This window comes from Polaromonas sp. (assembly GCF_029945895.1).
Classification (GTDB): domain Bacteria; phylum Pseudomonadota; class Gammaproteobacteria; order Burkholderiales; family Burkholderiaceae_C; genus Polaromonas.
In genome coordinates, this window is record NZ_JAQSDL010000079.1 from 1 (window position 1) to 17648 (window position 17648).

Sequence of the window (17648 nt, forward strand, 5' to 3'; positions counted from 1 at the left end):
GGCGCCAGCACCGAGGCGATCGCCACCACCATCAGCACCACGGCGGCCCAGTCCTGCCAGTGCAGGACCTCGCCCAGGCCGAGCGCGCCGGCGAACACGCCAAGGATGGGGATCATCATCACGCTCAGGGTGGAGGCGATGGGTGGCAGGGTGCGTGCCAGAAAAAACCAGGCGGCGTGGGCAAAACCGAAAATGATCACGGCGTTGTAGAGAATCGAGGCCCAACTGATGGCCGGCGGTGCCTTCCACTGCGGCATTTCAAAAAGGGCGCTCAGCCCGGTCATCACCACCGCCGTCATCACCGTCATCCAGAAGGAAATCGTCAGGGTGGCGACCGGAATCGTGGTGTTGCGCAGCTTCTGCGTGCCGACGGCCCAGGTCGCTGCGGCGGCCAGCGCGCACAACACCCCGATGGGCCGGCCCGACAGGTTGGTCAGCTCGTGCCACAGCAGCAGCGACACGCCCAACGCGGCAGCCGCCACACCCAGCCAGCTGCGGCGCTGGAGCTGGTTGCCGAAGAACCACGCGCCGAACAGCGCCGAAAAAATCGGCATGGTGTAGCCCAGAATGGCGGCGCGCCCGCTGCTGAGGTTTTTGACCGCCAGGATGATCAGCCCGTGCCAGACAAACATGTTGGAAAACGCCAGCCAGAACAGCTCGCGGTACTTCTCGCGCGGCACAAAAAACGGTACCTTCATCAGCAGCATGGCCGCGCCCAGCACGGGGATGCCCAGCCAGATGGACAGCGCGCGAAAGCTCAAAGGCGGAAAATCGGCCACGCCGACTTTCATGATGGGCCAGTTGATGCCCCAGGCCAGCGTCAGCAAAACCAGCAGGACGAGTTGTTGTCGGCTCAGATGCATGGCTCTCGGTCTCCGTGATTGGTATGTGTGCTTATTGTCCCGCTTTGCCGGGGCACCCGTTTCGGGCACCTTCTTACAATAACGTATGACTTTCCTCGAGATGCTGGGCGCGGCTGAGCGCCAGAACCAATCGATGCTGTGTGTGGGCCTGGACCCGGAGCCCACGAAGTTCCCGGGCAAACTCAAGGGCGACGCCAACAAGATCTACGACTTCTGTGCGGCCATCGTGGACGCCACGGCCGATCTGGCCATCGCCTTCAAGCCGCAGATCGCCTACTTCGCCGCGCACCGCGCCGAAGGCCAGCTCGAACGCCTGATGGAACACATGCGCCGCGTGGCGCCGCAGGTGCCCATCATCCTGGACGCCAAACGCGGCGACATCGGCAGCACCGCCGAGCAGTACGCGATTGAGGCCTTTGAGCGTTACGGCGCCGACGCGGTGACCCTCTCGCCCTTCATGGGGTTTGACTCGGTCGCGCCCTATCTCAAGCACGCAGGCAAGGGTGCTTTTTTGCTCTGCCGTACCTCCAACCCCGGCGGTGACGACCTGCAGAACCAGCGCCTGGCCTCCATCGAAGGCCAGCCGCTGCTCTACGAACATGTGGCGCGCCTGGCGCAGGGCCCGTGGAACCTCAACGGCCAGCTCGGCCTGGTGGTGGGCGCGACCTACCCGGCAGAGATCGAACGGGTACGTGCGGTGGCACCGAGCTTGCCGCTGCTGATTCCCGGCGTCGGTGCGCAGGGCGGCGACGCCGTGGCCACGGTGAAAGCCGGCTGGCGGCCGGGTGCACCCATCATCGTCAACTCCTCCCGCGCCATCATTTACGCCTCGTCGGGTGACGACTTTGCCGAAGCGGCGCGGCGTGAAGCCATCCGGACGCGGGATGTGCTGCAGGCCGCGCGCGGCTGAAGCCCCAGCAAGCAGGCCGGGAGCCGACCCCCATGCAACTCAAATGGCTGGAAGATTTTGTTGCATTGGCGCAGACACGCAATTTCAGCCGTGCGGCGGAGGCGCGTAACGTCACCCATCCGGCGTTTGGCCGGCGCATCAAGGCGCTGGAAGCCTGGGCCGGCACGCCGCTGATTGAGCGGGGCAGCAGCCCGGTCACCCTGACGGCTGCGGGCGCCAGTCTGCTGGACAACGCCCAGCAGATGATGCGCAGCCTCGGCCATGCGCGCGAAGATTTGCTGGGCGTGGCCGGGCGCCAGCAGGGTGTCGTGACGCTGGCGACCGGCCGTACGCTGGCGCGCACGCTGGTGGCTGACTGGCTGGCCAAGCTACAACCCCTGCTGACGCAGGCCGGCGGCGAGTTCCGCATCCTGACGCGGGCGCTGGCCGAGACAGCCCAGTTGCTTGAGCGCGGCGACGCCGACTTCATGCTGACTTACCACCACCCGCTGCTGGCGGTGCAGCTCAACGCCCGGCAATACAGCCACCTGACTCTGGGGCAGGACCGGCTGGTTCCCGTGACACGCACGAATGCCCATGGCCAGGCCAAACACCGGTTCGAGCCGGGTCATCCCGCAGCCTATCTGGCCTATGCCGGCACGCTGGCGCTGGGCCGGCTGGTGGAAGACCACCTCGCCAACCATCCGCAAGCGCCGGACCTGCGCCGTGTGGTGGAGTGTGATTCGGCCGATGCCTTGTTTGAATATGCGCTCAGGGGCCTGGGGGTGGCCTGGTTGCCCTGGTCCATGGCGGCCGGTGCCGTCAAAGCCGGTCAGCTGGCCTGTGTGGGGGACAAGCGGCTGGAAATACGGTTTGAGGCGCGCATCTACCGACCCAAGCGCCGTCTCGCCCCGCTGGCGGAAACCATCTGGCGCAGGCTGGAGGCCGGGTAGAGGGTCTGCCGAAAAAGCACGAGATGGTGCTTCAACGGCACAACGCCAGGGTGCATGGTACCGAGAATGGGCTCACCATTACATCCAAGGATCTGCCATGGCCACTTTGAATATTCTGCATTGCGCTGCCGTTCTCGCCAGCCTGTTGCTGCTGGTACCCGTTCCCGCGGCGGCCCAGACCGATGGCTACCCGAACAAGCCGATCACCATCGTGGTCGGCTACCCGCCCGGCGGCAGCACCGACCTGACCGGCCGGACGCTGGCGCATGAACTTTCCAGGCGGCTGGGCGTGCCGGTGGTGATCGAGAACGTGGGCGGTGCCGGCGGCGCGATCGGCGCCCAGAAAGTGGTCAGCGCCGTGCCCGACGGCTACACCTTGCTGGTGGGGGCCAACAACGAAATCGCCATCAGCCGGATGGTTTCCCCCGCGGTGAAATACCAGATCAAGGATTTCACACCGATTGGCATGATCGCCTCGCAGCCCATGGTGCTGGTGGCCTCGCAGAAGTCCGGCGTCAAGACCGTGGAGCAGTTTCTCAGCCTGGTCAAGAAGAACCCCGGCAAGTTCAGCTACGGCAGCTCCGGCGTGGGAACGGCCCTGCATCTGGCAGGCGAGATGGTCAAGGAAAAGGACGGCCTGTTCATGACCCACATTCCCTACCGGGGCGTGGCACCTTTGGCCAATGACCTGCTGGGCAACAACATCGACTTCGGCGTGTTTGTGCTGTCCAGTGGCCTGCCGCATATCCGCAGCGGCAAAGTGACTGCGCTGGGTATCACCGAGGCCAGGCGGTCTGCCGTTGCGCCCGATATTGCACCCCTGGCAGACAACCTCAAGCTCAAGGGGGTGGATATCGGCGTGTGGTTTGCGCTGATGGGGCCGGCCAACCTGCCTGAGCCCGTGCTGGCCCGTTTGAAAAAAGCGTTTGCCGAAGCCCTGCAGTCGCCCGAGCTGCGCAAGAAACTGGAAGACAGCGGCTCCACCCTGGCGCCGTCCAACATTGATCTGGCCCAGTTTCTCAATGCAGAAACCGCGAAGTACAAGAAGATCATCGACCACGCCAGGATCACGAATGACTGAAGCGCCGGTTTTTGAACTGCAGGTGCCCGACCTGTCTGCCTGGCGCGCCGGCAACACCGGTGTGGAAGGGGTCTGGCACTTCGACTCCGGGCAAAGCGGGCGGGCGGTGATGATCAGCGCGCTGGTGCATGGCAACGAGCTGTGCGGGGCGTGGGCGATCAAGGGGCTGCTCGAGGCCGGTGTGCGTCCACAACGCGGCAGGCTGACCCTGGCCTTGTGCAACCTGGCGGCCTTTGACCGCTTTGACCCCACTCATCACGACGCCTCGCGGTTTGTCGATGAAGACATGAATCGCCAGTGGCAGGTTGATCGCATGGCCAGCGGCAACACGCTGGAGCGCCGTCGCGCTGCAGAGCTCAGACCCTTTGTCGAGCAGGCCGACTGGCTGCTGGATCTGCACTCCATGCACGAACGCGCCGCCCCCTTGCTGCTGGCCGGCATGCAGCCACGCAACCTGGCGCTGGCCCGCCGCCTGCGTGCGCCTGAACACGTGGTGGTGGATGCGGGGCACAAGGACGGCGTGCGTATGCGCGACTTCGGCCGTTTTGGAGAACTCAACCCGCAGGGCGAGGACGCGGCAGCCTGTTCACTTCTGCTGGAATGCGGCTTTCATGGCGATCCGGGCAGCCGCGTGGTGGCGCAGGACATGTGCCTGCGTTTCCTGCTGGCCGCCGGGGTGCTGGACGAGGCGACCCTGCAACGTGCCTTGCCGGGCTGGAAACAACCGGATGCCGCGCGCCAGTGGGTGCTGGAAGTCACCGGCCCGGTGGTGGCGCGCAACGACCGGTTCCGCTTTACCCACGCCTTCCAGGGGCTGGAGCTGATAGAACACGCCGGCACCGTGATTGGCTGGAACGACAGCGAGCCTGTGACCACGCCGTACGACGACTGTGTGCTGGTGATGCCTTCGGTGCGCCAGGCCCGCGCCGGTGTTACCGTGGTTCGTTTCGCGCGCCGCCGGCCTTTGTAAAAACCCCCGCTGGGTTGCTGCAGGGGTCTGCAGGCGTCGCAGTGGGTTGGTTTGCTATGTTTTCAGTAGCTGTCGGCGCCCGTGTGTAAAGGACAGAGGGCCAATCTGGTTCAATGAGCGACGGTAAACCGTTTCTGCACATGCCGCGACGTCTCGATTTCATCAACGATGGCCACGGCCAGGTCGGCGACTGAAATGCCGGCCGGCTGGCCGCCCTGGCCGGGCAGCAGGTCGTCGGCGCCGACGCGGTACTTCCCGGTGCGCTCGCCCGGTGCCAGGGCAATCGGCGGCGAGACAAAACTCCAGTCCAGCGTGGTTTCTTTCCTGAGTTCGTTCAAGGCCTCGCGGGCCGCCCGCGCGCCCTGTTTGTACTGGGCCGGAAACCCGGGCGTGTCCACCAGCTGCAAACCGGGTGCGACGTACAGGCTGCCGGCGCCGCCGACCACCAGCAGGCGTTTCAGGCCGGCCGCCTTGACGCCTTGCACGATGGCCTGGCTGGCCTGCAGGTGCAGGTCGTGGATGTTCGGCTGGCTCCAGCCGGGGTTGTAGGCGCTGATCACGGCGTCCTGGCCGGCGACGGCTTGGGCCACCTGCGCTGAATCCAGCGCATCGGCTTTCAGCACAGTCAGACCCGTTTGCGCGGGCAGCTTGGACGGGGTGCGGGCCAGCACGGTGACCTGGTGGCCACGACCCAGCAACTCGGAAAGGACGGGGGGAACCGACAAAACCGGTCGCGCCGATGAGTGCGATGTTCATGAAAAACTCCTGAAGGTAAAAAGAAGCCTCTAGTCTGATTACTTCATAAATGGTTGAATAGCCGGGAGAAATTGCTAATACTGTGAAGTACAACTAACCAATAGAGCCGAACATGGACTCCTACAAACGCATGGCGATTTTTGCCGAGGTGGTGGCTGCGGGCTCGCTGACGGCGGCGGCGCGCCAGCTGGGCATGACACCGTCGGCCGTCAGCCAGCATTTGCGCCAGCTCGAGGAGTCGCTGGGTCTGGCCCTGCTGCACCGTTCCACCCGGCGGCTCACGCTGACCGAAGCCGGTGAGCGTTATCACACCGGTTGCGCGGCCATGGTGACCGCGGCGCGCTCGGCCGAACAGGCCCTGGCGCGCCTGCGTGACCAACCCGAAGGCGAGTTGCGGCTGGCGGCCCCCATTGGTTTTGGCGGCCTGCTCGCCACCGCGCTTGCGCCCTTGCGTGCGCACCCGAAGCTGTCGCTGCACCTGCTGCTGGACGACGCGGTGATCGACCTGATAGCGGCCCGCGTGGACATCGCCCTGCGTGTGGGTGCGCTGGCCGACTCGACCCTGGTGGCGCGCAAGCTCGGCAGCATGAAGCGGCAATTGTGCGCATCGCCGGCCTATCTGGCCGGGCGGGGCTGGCCGGCGCAGCCGCAAGACCTGCTGCAACACGAATGGCTGGGTGGCCGGCCCGGCGCGGCCGGCGGCGAGCTGCTGGAACTGCAGGGCCCGGACGGCGAGCACCAGACGGTGCGCATGCAGGGGCGCGTGCAGGCCACGCAGGTGACGGCCCTGCACGCCTTGTGTGTGGCGGGCTGGGGCATCAGCATGGTGGTCAGCGACGACGACCGCCGCGCGCTGGCCGACGGCCGCCTTCTGCCGGTGTTGCCCGGTTGGCAACCGGACGACCTGCCGGTGTACGCGGTAACGCCGCGACGCGGCGAGCAGCCCGCCAAGGTGCGGCATGCGCTGGAGCTGCTGGCCGCGCATTTCAGTCAGCCTGCCGCGGGGCCGACGCGCCTCAGCGTGGTTTGATGAGCCCGCCCAGCATCACGCAGGCCAGCGCCGCCACCACCAGCGTGATGCCTGCCCATTGCCAGGGCGTGATGGCTTCGCCGAGCACCAGCATGCCGGTGGTCAGGCCCACCACCGGCACCCCCAGGCTGAAGGGCGCGACGCGGTTGGCGGGGTGGCGCTTGAGCAGGCCGGTCCACAGGCTGTAGCCCAGGATGGTCGCGACCCAGCCGAGGTAGGCCACCGCCAGCCAGCTGGAGGCGCGGGCCTGGGTCCACTGCCAGCGTGTGGCCTCGGGGTCGAACACCAGCGACAGCAGCACAAAAGGCAGGATGGCGAAGACACTGCTCCAGACCACAAAAGCCATCGGCGAATAGGCCCGGCCACCCTGCTGCACATGGCGCGCCACGATGTTGGACATGGCCCACATGGCCGCGGCGCCCAGTGTCAGCAGGAAACCCGCCAGCGTGGTGGCGGCGACAGCGCCCCCGTCGGCCGGCGCCAGGTAGTTCATCGCAAAGCAGGCCAGGCCCAGCGCCGCGAGCACCATGCCGGCCTGCAGCGGCCGGCTGGCACGCTCGCGCAGCAGTACAAAGCCGAACAGCGCGGTGAAAAATACCTGGGTCTGCAGCAGCACCGAGGCCAACGCCGCCGTCATGCCGACTTTCAGCGCGAGGAACAGGATGCCGAACTGCCCGACACCCTGGAACAGGCCGTAGAGGGCCAGCCATTTCCACGGGATGGCGGGCGGCCTGACAAACAGCAGCAGCGGCAGCACGGCAAACACATAACGCGCGGCGCCCAGCTGCAGGGGCGTGAAATCGCGCAGCGCGAATTTCATCACCACAAAATTGACGCCCCAGACCACCACCACCACGAGGGCGGCCGCGAGGTCGCGGCCAGTCAGGGCAGCGGGCCGCATCACACGCCCGGCAGCGCAACGCGTGCGGCGTTCAGATGGGTTCTGACGTGCTGCGCCAGGGCAATGTCACCGGGCGTCTCCGGCATCCAGGCTTCCACAGGAATGGTTTTGCCGTCCGGGTCCACCGCCACAAACACCACCACACATTCGGTAATGAGTTCCATCTGACCTGTTTTCATGTCGCCGGCACGGACCTCGACAGAGATATTCATGCTGGTCGTGCCGGTGTAGGCCAGCCGCGCCTCCACCTCCACCAGGTCGCCGATCATGATGGGGCGCTGGAAGCGGATGCTGCCGACCGATACCGTGACGCAGTAGCGTTTGGCCCAGCGCGTGGCGCAGGCATAACCGGCTTCGTCAATCCACTTCATGACGGTGCCGCCGTGGACCTTGCCGCCGAAGTTGATGGTGCTCGGTTCGGCGAGAAAACGCAGGGTGATCGACGACATGGGGCTCCTTGTGAAATGCTACGAAAATAATAGCTGTTTGCGCCCGTCCCTTTTGGGCTGCAGCCGGTTTTTTCTATAAAAGTCGCTGCAGGTAACGCCCGGTGTGGCTGGCCGGGTTGGCCGCCAGCTCTTCGGGTGTGCCGACCCCCACGACGGTGCCGCCACCGGCGCCGCCCTCGGGGCCCATGTCGATCAGCCAGTCGGCAGTCTTGATGACGTCGAGGTTGTGTTCAATCACCACGATGGTGTTGCCCGCGTCGCGCAGCTGGTGCAGCACCTTGAGCAGCAGGTCAATGTCGGCAAAGTGCAGGCCGGTGGTCGGCTCGTCCAGGATGTAGAGCGTGCGGCCGGTGTCCCGCTTGGACAATTCAAGCGCCAGCTTGACGCGCTGCGCCTCGCCTCCCGACAGCGTGGTCGCCGCCTGGCCGAGCTTGATGTAACTCAGGCCCACGTCGAGCAGGGTGTGCAGCTTGCGCGCAATCACCGGCACCGCCTTGAAGAACTCGGCCGCGTCTTCCACCGTGAGGTCCAGGATCTGCGCGATGTTTTTGCCCTTGTACTGGACCTCAAGCGTTTCGCGGTTGTAACGCATGCCCTTGCAGACGTCGCAGGGCACGTAGACGTCGGGCAGGAAGTGCATCTCGACTTTCACCACGCCGTCGCCCTGGCAGGCCTCGCAGCGTCCGCCGGCCACGTTGAAACTGAAGCGGCCGGCGCCGTAGCCGCGTTCACGCGCGGTGTTCATCTCGGCCATCAACTCGCGGATCGGTGTGAACAGGCCGGTGTAGGTGGCCGGGTTGCTGCGCGGCGTGCGGCCGATGGGGGACTGATCCACATTGATGACCTTGTCGAAATGCTCGATGCCCTCGATGCTTTCGTGCGCTGCCGGCTCCTCATGCGCGCGGTACAGGGTGCGCGCCACTGCCGCGTACAGCGTGTCGTTGACCAGGGTCGATTTGCCCGAACCCGAGACACCGGTCACGCAGGTCAGCAGGCCGACCGGGAAATCGACACTGACGCCTTGAAGGTTGTGGCCACTGGCCTTGATGACCTTGATGGCCTGCAGGTCGCCCTGGGTCAGCAGGTGTTCGGCTTCGCGTGCGGCGCGTTTGACGCCGGCCGCGCTGGGCGCAAACTTCGACGGTTTCTTCGGGTCGCGGTAAGGGGCTTTCACCACCGTGGGCAGCCAGGGCGTGCGGCGCTTGGGCACCTCGATCTTCAGCACCTGCGACAAATACTTGCCAGTCAGCGAGTCGGGGTTGGCCAGCACCTCGGCATACGTGCCCTGGGCCATCACGCGTCCGCCGTGAATGCCGGCGCCGGGCCCCATATCGATCACGTGGTCGGCGGCGCGGATCATGTCTTCGTCATGTTCCACCACCAGCACGCTGTTGCCGATGTCGCGCAGATGTTTGAGCGTGCCGATCAGGCGGTCGTTGTCGCGCTGGTGCAGGCCGATGCTGGGCTCGTCGAGCACATACATCACGCCGGTCAGGCCAGAGCCGATCTGTGAGGCCAGGCGGATGCGCTGCGACTCGCCGCCCGACAGCGTTTCGGCGCTGCGGTCCAGGCTCAGGTAGTTCAGGCCCACGTCGTTGAGGAACTTCAGGCGCAGGCCAATCTCGCGCACCACCTTGCCGGCAATCTCGGCCTTGGCGCCTTCCATGGTCAGCGTGTTGAAGTAGTCGAAACTTTCGCGCAGCGTGATGTTGCTGATTTCATAAATTGCCTTGCGGCTGTCCGCCCCGACCAGGTACACATGGCGCGCCTCGCGGCGCAGGCGGGTGCCTTCGCAGTCGGGGCAGGGCTGCAGGCTGCGATAGCGGGACAGTTCCTCGCGCACCGCCGCCGAGTCGGTCTCGCGGTAACGCCGCTCGAAGTTGGTGATCACGCCTTCGAAGGGGTGTTTTTTGGTGTGTTTTTTGCCGGCATTGGCGCCCGAGTCGAGGATGTAGCTGAACTTGATGTCTTCCTCGCCCGAGCCATGCAACACCACCTGCTGAACGGCATCGGGCAATTTTTCAAACGCGGTGTCGATGTCGAAGCTGTAGTGTTTGGCCAGACTCTCGAGCATCGAAAAATAATAGGCATTGCGCCTGTCCCAGCCCTTGACCGCGCCGCTGGCCAGGCTCAGCGACGGGAAGGCCACCACACGCGCCGGGTCGAAAAACTCCATGTGGCCCAGGCCGTCGCAACTCGGACAGGCGCCCACCGGCGAGTTGAAGGAAAACAGCCGCGGCTCCATCTCGCTGAGCGAGTAGCTGCAGACCGGGCAGGAGAACTTCGCGCTGAACAGGTGTTCCTGGCCCGAATCCATCTCCATCGCGATCGCCTTGCCGTCGGCCAGGCGCAGCGCGGCTTCAAAACTCTCGGCCAGCCGCTGCTGCATGTCGGGCCGCACCTTGAGCCGGTCGATCACCACGTCGATGTTGTGTTTCTCGGCCTTCTTGAGCTTGGGCAATTCGTCGAATTCATAAGCCGTGCCGTCAACGCGAAAACGCACATAACCGTGGGCCTGCATCTCGGCGAAGACGTCGACAAACTCGCCCTTGCGCTCACGCGCCACCGGCGCCAGGATCATGAGTTTGGTGTCTTCGGGCAGGGCCAGCACATGGTCGACCATCTCGCTGACGCTCTGCGCCTGGAGCGGCAGGTCATGGTCGGGGCAGAAAGGCGTGCCGGCGCGCGCAAACAGCAGGCGCAGGTAGTCGTGGATCTCGGTCACCGTGCCCACGGTGGAGCGCGGGTTGTGGCTGGTGGCTTTCTGCTCGATGGAGATCGCCGGCGACAGGCCTTCAATCATGTCCACATCGGGCTTGTCCATCAGCTGCAGGAACTGGCGCGCATAGGTGGACAGGCTTTCCACATAACGGCGCTGGCCTTCGGCGTACAGCGTGTCAAAAGCCAGTGAGGACTTGCCGGAACCGCTCAGTCCGGTGATCACCACCAGCTGGTTGCGCGGGATGTCGAGGTCGATGTTCTTGAGGTTGTGCGTGCGCGCGCCGCGGATGCTGATGCGTTGCGCCGCCAAAGCCTGCGCCAGGTAGCGGCTCTGGTCGGGTTCGACCACCTGCCTGCCGTCTGCAGCTGCGGGGGAGAGGTATTGGCCGTCGGTGGGAGAGTTCACTGTGTAGGGGCGCCGCAAAACCCTCCATCATAGACTGAAGTGCCTTTTTCGGCCTGCCCGGCTTATGGGGCGGCATTCCCGCCTCCCGGCGCGGGCGCGGTTCGTGCTTGCGCCAGGGCAAATGAAGCGCAGTCAACTTCTAAGACAATAGGCCCAGCGTTTTCGCGAAAGACCCGCCCGCCTTTTTTGCGCCCTTCAAATTTTCCAGCCATCCTCTGTGTCTCCAGCCCGCCCCCACCAGCCTTCCTTTCCCATGACCGCGACCGAGCGGCGCGCCAGCGCGTCGCTGGCCACCATTTTTGCGCTGCGCATGCTCGGGCTCTTTCTGGTGCTGCCCGTGTTTGCGCTGGAGGCGGCGCGTTACCCGGGCGGTGACGACCCGGCGCGTGTCGGTCTGGCCATGGGTATTTATGGCCTGACCCAGGGCCTGCTGCAGATTCCCTTTGGCATGGCCTCCGATCGGCTGGGCCGCAAGAAGGTCATCGTGTTCGGCCTGCTGGTGTTTGCGCTCGGCAGTTTTGTCGCCGCCTGGGCACCCGATCTGACCTGGCTGATTTTTGGCCGGTCGTTGCAGGGCGCTGGCGCCATCTCTGCCGCCGTCACTGCGCTGCTGGCCGACACCACACGCGACGAGGTGCGCACCAAGGCCATGGCGCTGGTCGGCGCCAGCATCGCCCTGATGTTTGCGCTGTCCCTGGTGCTCGCGCCGTTGCTGGCCGCACAGATCGGTCTGGGTGGGTTGTTTGCCTTCACCGGTTCGCTGGCGCTGGCTGGCATCGCGGTGGTGATCTGGTGGGTGCCGCCCGAGCCGGCGCAACACGTGAACCGGCCGCGCGGCAGCCTGGCTGAGGTGCTGAGCCACCCGGCCCTGCTGCGCCTTGATCTGGGCGTGTTTGTGCTGCACGCGGTGCAACTGGCCATGTGGGTGGCCACCCCGGCCTTGCTGGTGCAGGCCGGGCTGAACAAGGACAACCACTGGCAGATCTACCTGCCGGCGGTGCTGGGTTCTTTTCTGGTCATGGGGTTTTCACTGTTTCCGCTCGAAAGGCGCGGCTACCTGCGCGCTGTTTTCCTGAGCGCTGTCGGTCTGATTGCACTGGTGCAATTCGGCCTGATGGCAACGGCCCTGCAGGGCACGCCGACGCTGGTCAACCTGGGCGTCCTGCTGTTCCTGTTCTTCTGCGGCTTCAACATCCTGGAAGCCAGTCAGCCCAGCCTGGTTTCGCGTCTGGCGCCGGCCCGCTCGCGCGGTGCGGCTTTGGGGGTTTACAACATGTTGCAGTCGCTGGGCCTTTTTGCCGGCGGCGCCCTCGGCGGCTGGCTGGCCAAGACAGCGGGCCCCCAGACGCTGTTTGCAGCCTGCGGCGGCCTGATGCTCTTGTGGCTGGTGGTGGCCTGGCCGATGTATGCCCCAGGCAGACAAGCGGTGGTGGCGCCGGCCTGAACCGGAGTCGCGTCAGTGCCCCGTCGGCCTGTCCGGCGCGGTGGCGGTCTCAGGTGGCTCGGCTGGCGCAGGAGGTGCTGAAGGTGGCAGCTGGCTGATCATGTAGTCGGCCAGCGTGGCATAAAGCGGCCGGCTGATCATGCGCGAAACCAGGCTCGCAAACATGGCCGCCATCATCAGGCTGAGCACCATGGCCCGGCCGTCCACCATTTCCATCACGATAATGAATGCCGTCAGCGGCGCCTGAGTGACCGCCGCCAGAAAAGCGGCCATGCCCATGGCGATCAGGGCCGCCCCGATGTCGGGGCTGGTCAATGCCGCAATATTGTGGCCGACGCCTGCACCTATCGACAGGGCGGGCGCAAAGATGCCCCCCGGAACGCCACACCAGGCGGCCAGCCACGTGGCCACAAACTTGAGCAGCACAAACAGGGACGGCACCGACGTTTCTCCGGCCAGCATCTGTTTGACCGCGTGCGAACCCGCGCCGAAGGTGGCGCCATCGCTGACCAGCCCGATCACCGCGATCACCAGGCCCCCGGCCGCGGCAAAGCGCACCGGATAACGGTTGCGCCACAGGTTGAAACGTTCGGGAGAACCGGTCAATGAAGCCGCGAGCAGGCGCGCAAACAGGCCGCCGAGCACGCCGCAGCTCAGCGCCACGGTCAGGCCGGGCAAGAGCGACGCCCAACCCAGCACCGGAACACGGATCACGCCGAAATACGTCACATTGCCAAACGCCGACACCCCCATCAGGCCGGCCAGCACGATGGCCGTGATGATCAGGCCGCTGTTGCGCGACTCCAGCTTGCGGGATAACTCCTCGATGGCGAACACCACCCCGGCGAGCGGCGCATTGAAGGCCGCGGCGATGCCTGCGGCGCCGCCGGCCACCAGCAAGGCATGGTTGCTCATGCCGGTGTCCGGTCGCAGCCAGCGCCGCGCGTGTTGCATGACACCCGCAGCGACTTGCACCGAGGGACCTTCCCGGCCTATCGACAGGCCGGCCAGCAAACCTGCCGACGACAGGCCGATTTTTCCCAACGTCAGGCGCAGGGACACAAAGCGGCGTCGTTCATGGGCGGGAAGGGCCGGGTCCAGCGCCGCCATCACCTGCGGGATGCCAGAGCCCCCGGCCCCCGGAAAATAGCGTCGCGTGAGCCAGACGATGGCGGCAGTCAGCGCCGGCGTCCAGAGCAGCAGGAGCCAACGGTTGTGGTCATGGAGTTGCTCAAACAGGCCGAAAGCCCATTCGCTCAGCAAAGTGAAGACAACGACGAAGAGGCCGGCCGCCGCCGCATAGACCAGCACAACGCCGCGGTCAAACCACAGTCGTCCATTCGACAATTCGGCTTGCAGGTTTTCGAGGAAGTTCGGTTCGCGGTGATTCATGGCGACGGCTCATTGTGGCATGGGAGACGCGCCGGTGTGGCTGCGCAAGGCGGCTATTGCGGCGCACGGAATGCGGCACAATCGTGTATCCGGTGTCTTCGGGCGCCTTTTCGAACTCTCCCGATTCCATCACATCAAGAGGCGGCATCCATGGCATCAGTCAACAAAGTCATTCTCGTCGGCAACCTGGGCCGCGACCCCGAAGTGCGTTACCTGCCCAGCGGGGACGCCGTGGCCAACATCGCATTGGCCACCAGCAGCAAGTACAAGAACAAGGCTGGTGAGATGGTCGAGGAGACCGAATGGCACCGGGTCAGCTTCTTCGGTCGGCAGGCCGAAATCGTCGGTGAGTACCTCAAGAAGGGCCGCTCGGTGTATATCGAAGGCCGTCTGAAGACCCGCAAATACACCGACAAGGACGGCGTCGAGAAGTACGCCACCGACATCATTGCCAGCGAGATGCAGATGCTGGGCAGCCGTGAAGGCATGGGCGGCCCGGGCGGCCACGATGGCGGTGAGGAGGGCGGCGAACGCCAGTATTCCCGTCCGCCGGCGGCCGCGCCCCGTGCACCGGCGCCGGCCCCCCGTGCGCCGGCGCCCGCACCGACCAAGGCCGCCAGCGGCTTTGACGACATGGACGACGACATCCCGTTCTGACCCGCTGGCCGGTCTGAACCGTTCACGCAACGGTTTTTGTCAACCGTCATCCTGCGCCCCTGTAGGTGCGGGCCCCGTTTTGACGGCGGGGCTGTGTCATGGGGCGGTTGTTGGCTAGGATGAAAGTCTGCCAACTGAGGAAAAGCCGCGATGATCTCCCCCCTTGTCCCGAAAAAAAATAGCGCTGCACGCCTGTCCGCGCTGGGCGGACTGCTGTTGTCCGCCAGCTGCCTGCTGGCGCCGGCGGCGCATGCAGGCAGTGACGAACTCGGGGAACTGCTCGCGGGAGCGCCCGGCAGCGCGGGCCTGGGGATGGCGGTGCGTGCGGAACAGTCGCCCTACGTCGGCGGTGGCGTGCGGTACGACCTGATGCCGCTGTACCTCTACGAAGGGGAACGGCTGTTCCTGCACACCAGCCGCATCGGGGTGAAACTCCTGAAGGACGAGGCCCAGCGGCTGGATCTTTTTGTAGACCAGCGCTTTGAGGGCTTCAGTGACGACCGCAGACCGGCCAGCCTGGCGGGCATGGCCGAGCGCGACGCCGGCCTGGACGCCGGCCTGTCCTGGCGGCAGCGTCAGCCCTGGGGCAACCTGAAGGCCGAATTCCTGCATGACATCTCCGGTTTCTCCAAGGGCAGTGAGCTTCGCCTGGGCTACAGCTACGACTTCCGCTCCGGCCGGCTGGCACTCCGGCCCAGCCTGACGGTCGCGGCCCGAGATGCCCGGCTCAACAACTATTACTACGGTGTGCGCCCGGGCGAAGCCACGGCCAGCCGACCGTCCTACCTGCCTGGCAGCGGCATCAACACCACGCTGGCACTGGATGCCGTTTATGCGCTGAGCGATGGCTGGCGCCTGATGGGTGGCCTCTCCCGGACCGACCTGTCCGGCAGGATTCAGGGCAGCCCGATTGTCCGCAAGGGGGCGCAGACTGCCGTGTTTTTTGGCGCCTCCTATGACTTCGGTGTCCATCAGCAGAACTGGGACGAGGAAAGCTCGCCAACCCATGTCAAGGTGCTTTACGGCAAGTCCACCGCCGACGGCTGCCACCTGGTGAAAATTGTGACCCTGCGCTGCGCCAAGACGGCCACCGTCAACGCCACCCGCATCGCCGGTGTCCAGATCGGCAAACCCCTGATCAAGCAGTTCAATGGCTGGCCGCTGGACATCGTCGGTTACATCGGCGTGCTGCAGCACGACGACCGCGGGCTGGCCACCAATGGACTGCAGCTCGACGCGTTCATCAAGGCCTACTACAACGGATTTCCCTGGAGCCACCGGGTCAACACCCGGCTCGGTCTGGGCGTCGGCCTTTCGCTGGCGCAGCGCGTGCCTTACAGCGAGTCCAGCAGCCAGGCGCTTCGCGGGCGCGGGACGTCCCGCCTGCTCAACTACCTGGATCCCAGCATTGACTTCAGCATGGGCGACCTGATCGGTTCACGCGCGCTGAAGAACACCTACCTCGGCCTCGGCGTGTCGCACCGCTCCGGGATCTTTGGCGCCTCGCGTCTGCTGGGCAATGTCAACGGCGGTTCCAACTACATCTACACCTACCTCGAAACCGTGCTGTAGGACACTCGTTGCTATCAAAAACAGAGCTGATGGCGCCCGTCTGAAAAGGGCGCAAGGCCTGTTTGGCTGTCAATGGCTGGAAGACGCCGGCGCCAGGGACGGCCGGCCCCATAAACGGGGGATTGCATCCGGCAGGTGCACGGTTGACAGTGGAGACTGACGCCTGTGCCACCAGCGCGTGTCACGCCTGCTCTCCCTGAGGCGAGCCCTTATCATCAGCTGCTGTGCAGCCCCTTCCAAAGACTTCACCCATGCCCGAATGGCGCGTACTGATTGTTGAAGACGATGTTCCGACGCGGGACTTCTTCGCGGACAGCGTGTCACGCTGTGGGCAATTGCATCTGGTTGCCGGTGTGGGCACTTTCGATGAAGCGCGGGCACTGATCGAGGACAAGAGCCAGGCCATCGACATCCTGCTGACCGACCTGGCCTTGCCCGACGGCAACGGGCTGGACCTGATCCGGCTGGCAGGACGCCTGCGGCCCTCGTGCGAGGCGCTGGTGATTTCCATGTTCGGCGACGAAGACAGCGTGTTGTCCAGCGTCGAGGCCGGGGCGCTCGGTTATATCCAGAAGGATTTCACCCCGGACAACATTGCCCACACAATTCTGGAGATGAAGGACGGCGCCTCGCCGATCTCGCCAATGATTGCGCGCCGGGTGCTGGCCAAGTACCGCGCGCTGCACCTGGTCGACCAGGTGCCGCCTGCTGCTGCTGCCGGGGCGCCCACGGGCGGACTGGTGCGCACCTTGCTGTCCGTCCGTGAACAGGAGGTGCTGGAACTGATTGCGCGCGGCTTTTCCTATGCGGAAATTTCAAGGCTCAAAAGCGTGAGCGTGCACACCGTCCAGTCCCACATCAAGAACCTCTACACCAAACTCGCGGTGCACTCCAAAAGCGAGGCGGTCTACGAAGCGACCCGCCTGGGCCTGCTGCAGCCGCCGTCGGCGGCCGACCCGCGCTAACCCGTGGTGGCCTGAAGACATGCGCGCCCGCAGTCTCTGGTGTGGGCTGGTGTGTGCCTTGCTCTGGTGGGGCAGCGCCCGGGCCGAGGTGCAGGAACTGCGCCAGGCTCGGGCCCTCATCACCCTGCAGGGTGCGGCACCGGTGCCGTCCAATGTGGATTTGCCCTACCACTGGGACCGGCGCCACCCCGGGCTGGCGGGCGCTGCGTCGTTCGAGATCGACTTCGCCCCCCCCGCCACCGCGGCCGACGCTTATGCCATTTACATTCCCCGGCTGGGCAATGCCTATGAGGTCTGGCTTAACGGCAACCTGCTGGACAGGAAGGGCGACCTGTCAAGCTACAACGGCAGCGACTTTGCCAAGGTTCCGCGCTACATTCCGGTTGCGACGGACCTGCTCAAGGCCGAGAACCGCCTCCTGATTCGTGTGCGGGCCGACGTCGGCCGGCGCGGCGGTCTGGCCGCGCCCGTGTTGGGCCCGGACCAGGAGGTCCGGCCGCTTTTCCAGGATGACCACCTCTGGCGCGTGACCGGCACCATCATTGTGGTGGTGCTCAGCTTCATGGTCGGCATGGTGGCGCTGGCCCTGTGGTTCACGC

Annotated in this window: 14 protein-coding genes and 2 pseudogenes; 10 read left to right on the plus strand and 6 right to left on the minus strand. The window is 65.3% G+C overall.

The features are described from left to right. Positions 1 to 863, minus strand: an 863-nt coding sequence (locus tag PSV33_RS09475; RefSeq protein WP_300560957.1) for a DMT family transporter, incomplete at its 3' end; no start/stop codon positions are given. An 85-nt stretch (positions 864 to 948) separates the two neighbouring features. Here PSV33_RS09475 and pyrF point away from each other — a divergent pair. The 4 genes from pyrF to PSV33_RS09495 all read left to right on the plus strand — a co-directional run bounded on the left by pyrF (position 949) and on the right by PSV33_RS09495 (position 4756). Further along, entirely contained in the window at positions 949 to 1773 is an 825-nt protein-coding gene (gene pyrF / locus PSV33_RS09480) for an orotidine-5'-phosphate decarboxylase (protein WP_300560960.1), read from the plus strand. A gap of 32 nt (positions 1774 to 1805) precedes the next feature. Further along, a complete protein-coding gene (locus PSV33_RS09485; RefSeq protein ID WP_300560961.1) occupies positions 1806 to 2705 on the plus strand; it encodes a LysR family transcriptional regulator in 900 nt (299 codons plus the stop codon). Between the two features lie 97 nt (positions 2706 to 2802). Beyond that, positions 2803 to 3786 carry a tripartite tricarboxylate transporter substrate binding protein gene (locus tag PSV33_RS09490; protein WP_300560964.1) on the plus strand — a complete coding sequence of 328 codons (984 nt, stop codon included), beginning with the start codon at positions 2803 to 2805 and terminating at the stop codon, positions 3784 to 3786. Beyond that, on the plus strand, positions 3779 to 4756 hold the full coding sequence (locus tag PSV33_RS09495) for a succinylglutamate desuccinylase/aspartoacylase family protein (RefSeq protein ID WP_300560966.1): 978 nt from the start codon (positions 3779 to 3781) through the stop codon (positions 4754 to 4756). Before PSV33_RS09490 ends, PSV33_RS09495 begins: the two co-directional genes overlap by 8 nt. Positions 4757 to 4866: 110 nt before the next feature. Here the strand turns inward: PSV33_RS09495 and PSV33_RS09500 are convergent. Next, positions 4867 to 5512: pseudogene (locus tag PSV33_RS09500) on the minus strand (NAD(P)-dependent oxidoreductase). A 112-nt stretch (positions 5513 to 5624) separates the two neighbouring features. On the opposite strand from PSV33_RS09500, the gene PSV33_RS09505 reads away from it, so the two are divergent. Further along, positions 5625 to 6542: a LysR family transcriptional regulator gene (locus PSV33_RS09505; RefSeq protein WP_300560968.1), complete on the plus strand. Its 918-nt coding sequence runs from the start codon at positions 5625 to 5627 to the stop codon at positions 6540 to 6542. Here the strand turns inward: PSV33_RS09505 and PSV33_RS09510 are convergent. The 3 genes from PSV33_RS09510 to uvrA form a co-directional block, all read right to left on the minus strand. Further along, positions 6529 to 7443: an EamA family transporter gene (locus PSV33_RS09510; protein ID WP_300560971.1), complete on the minus strand. Its 915-nt coding sequence runs from the start codon at positions 7441 to 7443 to the stop codon at positions 6529 to 6531. The two genes, PSV33_RS09505 and PSV33_RS09510, sit on opposite strands and share 14 nt — an antisense overlap. Beyond that, positions 7443 to 7892, minus strand: a complete 450-nt coding sequence (locus PSV33_RS09515) for an acyl-CoA thioesterase (RefSeq protein ID WP_300560973.1) — start codon at positions 7890 to 7892, stop codon at positions 7443 to 7445. Before PSV33_RS09515 ends, PSV33_RS09510 begins: the two co-directional genes overlap by 1 nt. A 73-nt stretch (positions 7893 to 7965) precedes the next feature. Then, entirely contained in the window at positions 7966 to 10962 is a 2997-nt protein-coding gene (uvrA, locus tag PSV33_RS09520) for an excinuclease ABC subunit UvrA (RefSeq protein WP_300560984.1), read from the minus strand. Between the two features lie 310 nt (positions 10963 to 11272). Between uvrA and PSV33_RS09525 the strand changes: the two genes are divergently transcribed. Beyond that, entirely contained in the window at positions 11273 to 12463 is a 1191-nt protein-coding gene (locus PSV33_RS09525; RefSeq protein WP_300560975.1) for an MFS transporter, read from the plus strand. Between the two features lie 12 nt (positions 12464 to 12475). Here PSV33_RS09525 and PSV33_RS09530 read toward each other — a convergent pair whose 3' ends face one another. After that, positions 12476 to 13855, minus strand: coding sequence for a chloride channel protein (locus PSV33_RS09530; protein WP_300560977.1), 1380 nt, complete (start codon positions 13853 to 13855; stop codon positions 12476 to 12478). 150 nt (positions 13856 to 14005) lie between these two features. Here PSV33_RS09530 and ssb point away from each other — a divergent pair, with 150 nt between their 5' ends. The 4 genes and pseudogenes from ssb to PSV33_RS09550 form a co-directional block, all read left to right on the plus strand. Further along, a complete protein-coding gene (gene ssb / locus PSV33_RS09535) occupies positions 14006 to 14512 on the plus strand; it encodes a single-stranded DNA-binding protein (RefSeq protein ID WP_300560978.1) in 507 nt (168 codons plus the stop codon). A gap of 150 nt (positions 14513 to 14662) precedes the next feature. Further along, positions 14663 to 16084: a MipA/OmpV family protein gene (locus PSV33_RS09540; protein ID WP_300560980.1), complete on the plus strand. Its 1422-nt coding sequence runs from the start codon at positions 14663 to 14665 to the stop codon at positions 16082 to 16084. Positions 16085 to 16335: 251 nt separating this feature from the next. After that, entirely contained in the window at positions 16336 to 17049 is a 714-nt protein-coding gene (locus tag PSV33_RS09545) for a response regulator transcription factor (protein ID WP_300560982.1), read from the plus strand. A 19-nt stretch (positions 17050 to 17068) separates the two neighbouring features. Then, positions 17069 to 17648 (plus strand): annotated as a pseudogene (locus tag PSV33_RS09550) (histidine kinase); the annotation flags it as partial.